This window comes from Microbacterium paraoxydans (assembly GCF_018224615.1).
GTDB lineage: Bacteria > Actinomycetota > Actinomycetes > Actinomycetales > Microbacteriaceae > Microbacterium > Microbacterium paraoxydans_B.
Map to the genome: position 1 here is coordinate 226,664 of NZ_JAGTUK010000004.1, position 8,120 is coordinate 234,783.

Sequence of the window (8,120 nt, forward strand, 5' to 3'; positions counted from 1 at the left end):
GCGGTGGTTACTTCGAGTCGAAGTCGAAGGCCTTGAGCAGTTCGAGGACGGCCTTGTCCCGCTCGTCGCCGCCCTCTTCGAACATGTGGGTCACGTGCGTGCGCAGGTGGTTCTCGAGGAGCAAGCGGTTGAGCGACTCGAGGGAGCGCTGGATCGCCCGGGACTGCGTGATGATGTCCATGCAGTACTCCTCGTTCTCGATCATCCGCGCGACGCCGCGCATCTGACCCTCGAGGATGCTGGTGCGGTGGAGGGCGCGCTTCTTGATGTCTTCGATCACGTATCGAGGGTACTCGCCCCGTGAAAGGATGACGTCATGCCGCGAACACCCACGACGCTGCTCTCCCTCGCCGATCAGGAGCGGCGTCGCGCCCTGCGCCGGATGAAGTCCGTGGCCCTCGGAGCGCTGCTGTTCATGGCCGTCGCGTTCGTGATCGCGTTCGCGTTCCAGGAGCGGTTCGGGTGGCTCGCCTACGTGCGCGCCGCGGCCGAGGGCGGCATGGTCGGCGCGCTCGCCGACTGGTTCGCCGTGACGGCGCTGTTCCGCCGGCCGCTGGGGCTCCCGATCCCGCACACCGCGATCATCCCGAACCGCAAGGACGAGATCGGCCGCACGCTGGGCGAGTTCGTGGAGACGAACTTCCTGGCCGCCGATGTGGTGCGCACCAAGCTCTCGACGACCGCGATCGCCCAGCGCGCCGGCGAGTGGCTGCGCGAGGAACCGCACGCCCGACGGGTGGCCGCGGAGGGCGCGACCATCGCGACCGCCGTGCTCAACGCCCTGAGCGACGACGACGTCCGCGACCTGCTGACCGACCTCGCACGCGAGCACCTGGTGACGCCCGAGTGGGGGCCGCCTGCTGGTGCGTGGCTGGAGAAGATCGTGGAGTCGGAGGCCCACCACGGCGCCGTCGACCTCGCCGTGGACAGCATCGAACGCTGGCTCGAGGCCAACGCGACGTCGTTCACGGGGCTCGTGTCGCGGCGCCTCCCCGGCTGGGTGCCGAAGCTCGCGCATCGCTTCGTCGACGACACGGTGTACAACGAGGCCCTCAAGTTCGTGCGCGCGGTGCAGGCCGATCCGCACCACCCCGCGCGTCAGGCCGTCGACGGCTACCTGACGCGGCTGGCCGACAACCTGCAGAACGACTCGGCGACGCGGGCGAAGCTGGAGAGCGCGAAGTCGTCGTTGTTCGACAGTCCGCGCGTGGGCGCACTGGCAGCGGAGGCGTGGAACACCGCGAAGAATGGACTGCTCACGGCACTCGCCGATCCGGAGAGCGGACTGCGGATCCGGGCCGTGCAGGCGCTGCAGGAAGTGGGCGAGCGCCTGACGACGGACGACGCCCTGCAACGCCGCGTCGACACCTGGGTCTCCGACGCGGCCGTGTTCCTGGTCGAGCGCTATCGCCACGACATCGCCTCGATCATCACCGACACGGTCGAGCGGTGGGACCCGGCCGAGACCACCGAGAAGATCGAGCTGATGGTGGGCCGCGACCTGCAGTACATCCGTCTGAACGGCACCGTGGTGGGCGCGCTGGCCGGTCTGGCGATCTTCACCCTCGCGCACGCCCTGATCCCGGGAGTCTGACATGGCCCTGTCCCACGACCCGTCCTGGCCTCGCGCCGGCTCCTGGCCCGCATTCGAGTCGTCCGCGGATGCCGTGCTGCTGGGCGTGCCGACGTGGCGCACCTCCCTGTCACCCACCGGCGCGCACGCCACACCTGCCGCGATCCGCGAGGCCCTCACCCGCTATGGCACGGCTGTGATGGGCCCGCCGCCGTGCGACCTGAACGAGGTGCTGCGCATCGCCGACGCCGGTGATGTCGCAGAACCCGACGGTGCCGCGGGCGAGGCGGACGTGATCTCCCGCGTGCGGGAGCTCTCCGCGGCGGCGGAACTCGTGATGGCCCTCGGTGGCGACAACTCCCTCACGTACCCGGTGGCTCTCGGCGCCGGGGCCACCGGTCTGATCACGTTCGACGCGCACTTCGACCTCCGCGACGGCGTGTCCAACGGCACCCCGGTGCGGCGGCTCGTCGAGGACACCCCGGAGGCGTCGCGGCTGTCGACCGCGCGGCTCGACCCGACCAGGATCGTGCAGATCGGGATCGCGGACTTCGCGAACTCGGTGGCGTATGCGCGCCGGGCCGCAGAGTGGGGCATCCGCGTGGTCACGCTCGACGAGCTGCGGCGTCGCGGTGTCGCCGACGTGGTGGCCGAGGCGCTGGAGATCGCGGGGGCGGGCGAGAATCCGCGCGTGCACCTCGACATCGACGTGGACGTGTGCGACCGCGCGGTCGCGCCGGGCTGCCCCGCCAGCGTCCCCGGGGGGTTGCAGGCGTGGGAGCTTCGCGCCCTCACGCGCGCCGTGGCCGCAGACCCCCGGGTGGTGAGCGCGGACCTCGCGGAGGTCGACGCAACCGCCGACACCGACGACGCGCGCACCGTGCGCCTCGCGGCCCTGTGCGTGCTGGAGCTGCTGGCCGGTCTCGCGTCGCGTCGCTGAGGATCGTCGACGCGGGAGGGAGCGCCGTGGATCAGCCGACCGCGACGCCGTCCTTCCACACGCGGCGGACGAGCGGGACTCCGGGGCGGTAGGCCAGGTGGACGCGGCTCGGCGCGTCCAGCAGCACGAGGTCGGCACGGGCTCCGGGGGTGAGGACGCCGATGTCGTCGCGTCGCAGTGCCCGCGCCCCGCCCGCCGTCGCGGCCCACACCGCTTCGGCCGGGGTCATCCCCATGTCCCGCACGGCCACCGCGATGCAGAACGGCATCGAGGAGGTGAAGCTCGACCCGGGGTTCGTGTCACACGCGAGTGCGACCGTGACGCCCGCGTCGAGCAGTGGCCGCGCATCCGGGTAGGGCTGCCGCGTCGAGAACTCCACGCCGGGGAGCAGCGTGAGCACGGTGTCCGATCCGGCGAGCGCGGTGACGTCGTCGTCGGATAGGTAGGTGCCGTGATCGATCGACGCCGCGCCGAGCTCGACCGCGAGCCGCACGCCGTCGCCGCGGCCGAGCTGGCTGGCGTGCACCCGGACGCCGAGGCCCCTGGCGATGCCGGCCTCGAGCACCCGCCGCGACTGTTCGACCGTGAAGGCTCCGGTCTCGCAGAACACGTCGATCCAGCGGGCATGCGGGGCGCAGGCGTCGAGCATCGGGCCCGCCACCAGGTCCACGTAGTCGTCCGCGCGATCGGCGTACTCCGGGGGCACGACGTGGGCCCCCAGGAACGTCACCTCGGGCGTGACCTCGGCTGCCAGTCGCACGAGCCGCTCCTCGTCCGGCACACTCAGCCCGTAGCCGCTCTTGATCTCGACCGTTGTGGTTCCCTGCACGAGGAGCTCGTCGCGAAGGGCGCGCAGCCGCTCCCGCAGTTCCTCGTCGCTGGCCGCCCGGGTCGCCGCGACCGTGGACCGGATGCCGCCCGCCGTGTACGGACGGCCGGCCATCCTCGCCTCGAACTCGGCGGCGCGGTCGCCCGCGAACACGAGGTGGCTGTGGCTGTCCACGAACCCGGGGATCACGGCCCTTCCCGCCGCGTCCACGACCTCGAGATTTGCGAGGTCCGCGGTTCTCGCGGTGGCCTCGTGGGAGGTGCCGAGCCAGACGATCCGGCCGTCGTCGACGAGCACGGCCGCATCCGTGCGCGTGCCGGACGGGTCGCCGGGGGTCGCGACGTTGGTGGTGAGTTCGCCGATGCGGGTGAGGAGCGTGGGCATGGTGTCTCCGTGGTCGGCGGTCAGAGCATCGGGATCGTGAGGCCGCGTTCGCGGGCGATGTCGCGGGCGTGTTCGTAGCCCGCGTCGACGTGCCGCATGACACCGGTGCCCGGGTCATTGGTCAGCACGCGGGCGATCTTCTCGGCGGCCAGCGTGGAGCCGTCGGCCACCGTCACCTGCCCGGCGTGGATCGAGCGGCCGATGCCGACGCCGCCGCCGTGGTGCAGCGACACCCACGAGGCCCCCGACGCGGTGTTGAGGAGGGCGTTGAGCAGTGGCCAGTCGGCGATCGCGTCGGACCCGTCCTTCATCCCCTCCGTCTCCCGGTAGGGCGAGGCGACGGAACCGGAGTCGAGGTGGTCGCGGCCGATCACGATGGGTGCGGACAGCTCGCCCGAGGCGACCATCTCGTTGAACCGCAGTCCGGCGAGGTGGCGCTCCTGGTACCCGAGCCAGCAGATGCGGGCGGGCAGCCCTTCGAAGTGCACGGCGGTCCCGGCCTTCTCGAGCCAGCGGTGCAAGGCGGTGTCGTGGGGGAAGAGCTCAGCGATCGCACGGTCGGTCTTGGCGATGTCCTCGGGATCCCCCGAGAGCGCCACCCACCGGAAGGGCCCGCGACCTTCCTCGAACTGCGGCCGGATATATGCGGGCACGAAGCCGGGGAAGGCGAACGCGCGGTCGAAGCCGCCGAGCTGCGCTTCCGCACGGATCGAGTTGCCGTAGTCGAACACGGCCGCCCCCGCGTCCTGGAAGGCGACCATGGCTTCGACGTGGGCGGCCATGGACGCCCTGGCCCTGCGCGTGAACTCCTCGGGGTCACGCTCGGCCTCGGCCTTCCACTGATCGACGGGAATCCCGGCGGGCAGGTAGGCGAGCGGGTCGTGCGCGCTGGTCTGGTCGGTCACGACGTCGATCGGAACGCCGCGACGCCGCAGCTCCGGGAACACCTCGGCGGCGTTGCCCACCACTCCGACCGAGCGGGCCTCTCCCGACTCCTTCGCCGCCGTGACGCGAGCGATGGCGCTGTCGAGGTCGGGGGTGTACTCGTCGAGGTAGCCGTGCTCCACCCGGCGCGCGAGCCGCGTCTCGTCCACGTCGACGATCAGCACGGCCCCCTCGTTGAGCGTCACGGCGAGGGGCTGCGCGCCGCCCATGCCGCCGGCGCCCGCGGTGAGGGTGAGCGTTCCGCGCAGGGAATCGCGTCCGAGCGAACGGGCGACGGCGGCGAACGTCTCATACGTCCCCTGCAGGATCCCCTGGGTGCCGATGTAGATCCACGAGCCGGCGGTCATCTGCCCGTACATGGTGAGTCCGAGCTCTTCGAGTCGGCGGAACTCGGGCCACGTGGCCCAGTCCCCGACGAGGTTCGAGTTCGCGATGAGCACGCGCGGCGCCCACTCGTGCGTGCGGAACACCCCCACCGGCTTGCCCGACTGCACGAGCAGCGTCTCGTCGGGCTCGAGTTCGTCGAGCGTCCGGATGATCGCGTCGTACGCGGCCCAGCTGCGCGCGGCGCGACCTGTGCCGCCGTAGACCACGAGGTCCTCCGGATGCTCGGCCACCTCGGGGTCGAGGTTGTTCATGAGCATGCGCTTGGCGGCTTCGGCGCCCCAGCTCTTGGCGGTGCGGGTGTTCCCGCGGGGCGCGCGAACGGTGCGGCTCTGCGGCTCGACGGTGTCACTCATGCAGGTGCTCCTTTGCGATGCGGGCGACCTCGCCCGACTGGACGAGTGCGGTCACGGCTTCCAGGTCCGGGGAGAGGTAGCGGTCGGGGCCAGGGCCGGCGGCAACGGTGCGAACGAGGTCGCGCACGGCCCCCGTGGCGGCCCCCGCCTCCAGTGGTGCTCGGAGATCGAGAGCGCGGGCGGCGGTCAGGATCTCGATCGCGAGCACGCGCGAGAGTCCGTCGATCGCTCGGCGCAGCTTGCGGGCGGCCGCCCAGCCCATCGAGACGTGATCCTCTTGCATGGCGGACGACGGGATCGAGTCGACGGAGGCGGGAACCGCGAGGCGCTTGAGCTCGGAGACGATTCCGGCGGCGGCGTACTGGGCGATCATGAGGCCGGAGTCGACGCCCACCTCCGCGGCGAGGAAAGGGGGCAGGCCGTGGTTGCGGGCGGGGTCGAGGGCGCGGTCGGTGCGGCGCTCGGACACGGACGCGACGTCGGCGACGGAGATCGCGAGGAAGTCGAGGACGGCGGCGACGGGTGCGCCGTGGAAGTTGCCGTTGGATTCGATGCGGCCGTCGACCGTGATGACGGGGTTGTCGATGACGCTGGCGAGTTCCCGTTCCGCGATCATTCCCGCGTGAGACATCGTGTCGCGCGCGGCGCCGTGCACCTGTGGCGAACAGCGCAGTGAGTAGGCGTCCTGCACTCGTCCGTCCTCGGGACCCTTGTGGCTGGCCACCATGGGCGAGCCGGAGAGAAGCGCGCGGAGGTTCGCCGCGGAGACCGACTGCCCGGCCTGGGGGCGCAGCGCCATCAGGTCGGCCGCGAACACCGCGTCGGTGCCCAGCTGCGACTCGACGGACATGGCCGCGGCGATATCGGCGGTGAGAAGCAGGGTCTCGAGGTCGTGAAGAGCGAGCGCCAGCATGCCGAGCATGCCGTCGGTGCCGTTGATGAGCGCGAGGCCTTCCTTCTCGACGAGTGTCAGCGGCGCGAGTCCTGCGGCGGCCAGGGCGTCCGCGGCGGGGACGAGGTCTCCCTGTGCGTCGCGGACCTCGCCCTCCCCCATCGCAGCGAGGGCGACGTGTGCCAGCGGCGCGAGGTCGCCGGAGCAGCCCAAAGACCCGTACTCGCGGACCACCGGCGTGATCCCCGCGTTGAGCAGCGCCGCGTAGGCCTCGACCACGACGGGCCGGACACCGGTGCGGCCCGAGGCGAGGGTCTGCAGACGCAGCAGCTGCAGTCCGCGCACGACCTCGCGCTCGACCTCCGGTCCGGTTCCGGCGGCGTGGGAGCGGATCAGGCTCGCCTGCAGTTGCAGACGACGGTCGGGCGCGATGAATGTGGTGGCCAGGGCGCCGAAGCCTGTCGAGACGCCGTAGTGCGGATGCGGGTCCGCGGCCAGGCCGTCGATCACGCGTCGTGTATCCGCCACGCGCTCGAGCGCCTCGGGGGTGACGGTGACGGGAGCCGAGTGACGTGCGACGCGAACGACGTCCTCGACAGACAGGGGTGCAGCACCGATGACGACGGGGGCGGAAGAACTCATGGCTCCGATTCCACACCCGGCCGCTTCGCGGCGCGCCCCTTTCGTGCCATCCTGTGTCTGTGATCCCAGACAGCTCCGCGCCCTCCGTCACTGGCCAGGGCGTGCCCGCTGCGGATCAGGCGCTGCGTATCCTCAGTCACCTGGCCACGCGTCCCGCGCCCGTCGCGGCGTCGTCGCTGGCACGGGATCTCGAGCTGCCCCGGTCGACGGTGTACCACCTCTTGGGCACTCTCGCCGCACGAGGCTTCGTGATCCACCTTCGCGAGGAGCAGCGGTGGGCGCTGGGAACCGCGGCGTTCGAACTCGCCGGCGGGTATGCGCGCCAGCAGCCACTGACTCGTCTGGGACGTCCGATCGTAGCGGCGCTCTCGGACCGCCTGGGCGAGAGCGCACACCTCGCGGTCATGAGCGGCAGCGACGTGTTGTACATCGTCGAGGAACGCGCGCCCCGTCGCCCGGCGCTCGTGACGGATGTCGGCGTCCGGCTTCCCGCACATCTCACGGCGACCGGACGCGCGATGCTCGCTGCCCTTCCTCGAGAGCAGGTGCGGGCGCTCTACCCCGGTGCCTCGGCCTTCCCGGACCGCACGGGTCGAGGGCCGCGGAAGCCGGCGGAGTTGCGCGAGCTGCTGCGGGAGGTGCGACTGCGCGGCTACGCCACCGAGGATGGCGAGATCGCGGACGGTCTTCGGTCTGTCGGCGCGGTGGTGACGGATCGGGCCGGGTGGCCAGTAGCCGCGGTGGCGGTGACGTGGCCCGGCGAGAGCGCGCGCGAAGCGACACTGGCGGCCGCGGTTCGTGACGCTGCTGCCCTCCTGGAGGCACGGACAACGCGCTGACTGCGTGCCGCCTGACGCACGACCGGCGCCCGCCCTACGGGTGAGTTCGGCCAATGCCCTCGCGCTCACGGCGCGGAACGGGCTGCGCTCACTCAGACGTGCTAACGGAAGAAAGCCACCCCGCTGGGGGTGGCCGTGGTCTTCGCCGAGTACAGGCTGCGCTCCCGCGTGGGGAGTCTGGGCATCTGGTTGTTAACGCGAAATGGCCACCCAGCGTTGGGTGGCCATTTCGACTAAAAGGAGTCCGGCGGTGTCCTACTCTCCCACAGGGTCCCCCCTGCAGTACCATCGGCGCTGTGAGGCTTAGCTTCCGGGTTCGGAATGTAACCGGGCGTT

General features: G+C 71.4%; 7 protein-coding genes and 1 rRNA gene. 3 read left to right on the forward strand and 5 right to left on the reverse strand.

Annotated elements, in window-relative coordinates:
* Window positions 1-7 precede the first annotated feature (7 nt).
* The gene (locus KE274_RS16705) at window positions 8-280 is read right to left on the reverse strand and encodes a metal-sensitive transcriptional regulator (protein WP_211545357.1); all 273 of its coding nucleotides are present in this window, start codon (window positions 278-280) and stop codon (window positions 8-10) included.
* A gap of 36 nt (window positions 281-316) precedes the next feature.
* Between KE274_RS16705 and KE274_RS15545 the strand changes: the two genes are divergently transcribed.
* Window positions 317-1,594, forward strand: coding sequence for a DUF445 domain-containing protein (locus tag KE274_RS15545; RefSeq protein ID WP_211545359.1), 1,278 nt, complete (start codon window positions 317-319; stop codon window positions 1,592-1,594).
* Between the two features lies 1 nt (window position 1,595).
* The gene (locus KE274_RS15550; RefSeq protein WP_211545361.1) at window positions 1,596-2,513 is read left to right on the forward strand and encodes an arginase family protein; all 918 of its coding nucleotides are present in this window, start codon (window positions 1,596-1,598) and stop codon (window positions 2,511-2,513) included.
* A 31-nt stretch (window positions 2,514-2,544) separates the two neighbouring features.
* Here the strand turns inward: KE274_RS15550 and hutI are convergent, their stop codons facing one another.
* The 3 genes from hutI to hutH are packed head-to-tail and all read right to left on the reverse strand — an operon-like array spanning window position 2,545 to window position 6,945.
* On the reverse strand, window positions 2,545-3,726 hold the full coding sequence (gene hutI, locus KE274_RS15555; protein ID WP_211545363.1) for an imidazolonepropionase: 1,182 nt from the start codon (window positions 3,724-3,726) through the stop codon (window positions 2,545-2,547).
* A 20-nt stretch (window positions 3,727-3,746) separates the two neighbouring features.
* The gene (hutU, locus tag KE274_RS15560; protein ID WP_211545364.1) at window positions 3,747-5,411 is read right to left on the reverse strand and encodes a urocanate hydratase; all 1,665 of its coding nucleotides are present in this window, start codon (window positions 5,409-5,411) and stop codon (window positions 3,747-3,749) included.
* Entirely contained in the window at window positions 5,404-6,945 is a 1,542-nt protein-coding gene (gene hutH / locus KE274_RS15565) for a histidine ammonia-lyase (RefSeq protein WP_211545366.1), read from the reverse strand. Before hutH ends, hutU begins: the two co-directional genes overlap by 8 nt.
* A gap of 59 nt (window positions 6,946-7,004) precedes the next feature.
* Between hutH and KE274_RS15570 the strand changes: the two genes are divergently transcribed.
* The gene (locus KE274_RS15570) at window positions 7,005-7,784 is read left to right on the forward strand and encodes an IclR family transcriptional regulator (protein ID WP_307872231.1); all 780 of its coding nucleotides are present in this window, start codon (window positions 7,005-7,007) and stop codon (window positions 7,782-7,784) included.
* 242 nt (window positions 7,785-8,026) lie between these two features.
* Here KE274_RS15570 and rrf read toward each other — a convergent pair.
* Window positions 8,027-8,120, reverse strand: a 5S ribosomal RNA gene (gene rrf / locus KE274_RS15575); the annotation flags it as partial.

Bases quoted from the DNA above. Each gene is read 5' to 3' on its own strand.
- hutI (WP_211545363.1), bottom strand. From the start codon at position 3,726: ATGCCCACGCTCCTCACCCGCATCGGCGAACTCACCACCAACGTCGCG.
- hutH (WP_211545366.1), bottom strand. From the start codon at position 6,945: ATGAGTTCTTCCGCCCCCGTCGTCATCGGTGCTGCACCCCTGTCTGTC.
- KE274_RS15550 (WP_211545361.1), top strand. From the start codon at position 1,596: ATGGCCCTGTCCCACGACCCGTCCTGGCCTCGCGCCGGCTCCTGGCCC.
- KE274_RS15545 (WP_211545359.1), top strand. From the start codon at position 317: ATGCCGCGAACACCCACGACGCTGCTCTCCCTCGCCGATCAGGAGCGG.
- hutU (WP_211545364.1), bottom strand. From the start codon at position 5,411: ATGAGTGACACCGTCGAGCCGCAGAGCCGCACCGTTCGCGCGCCCCGC.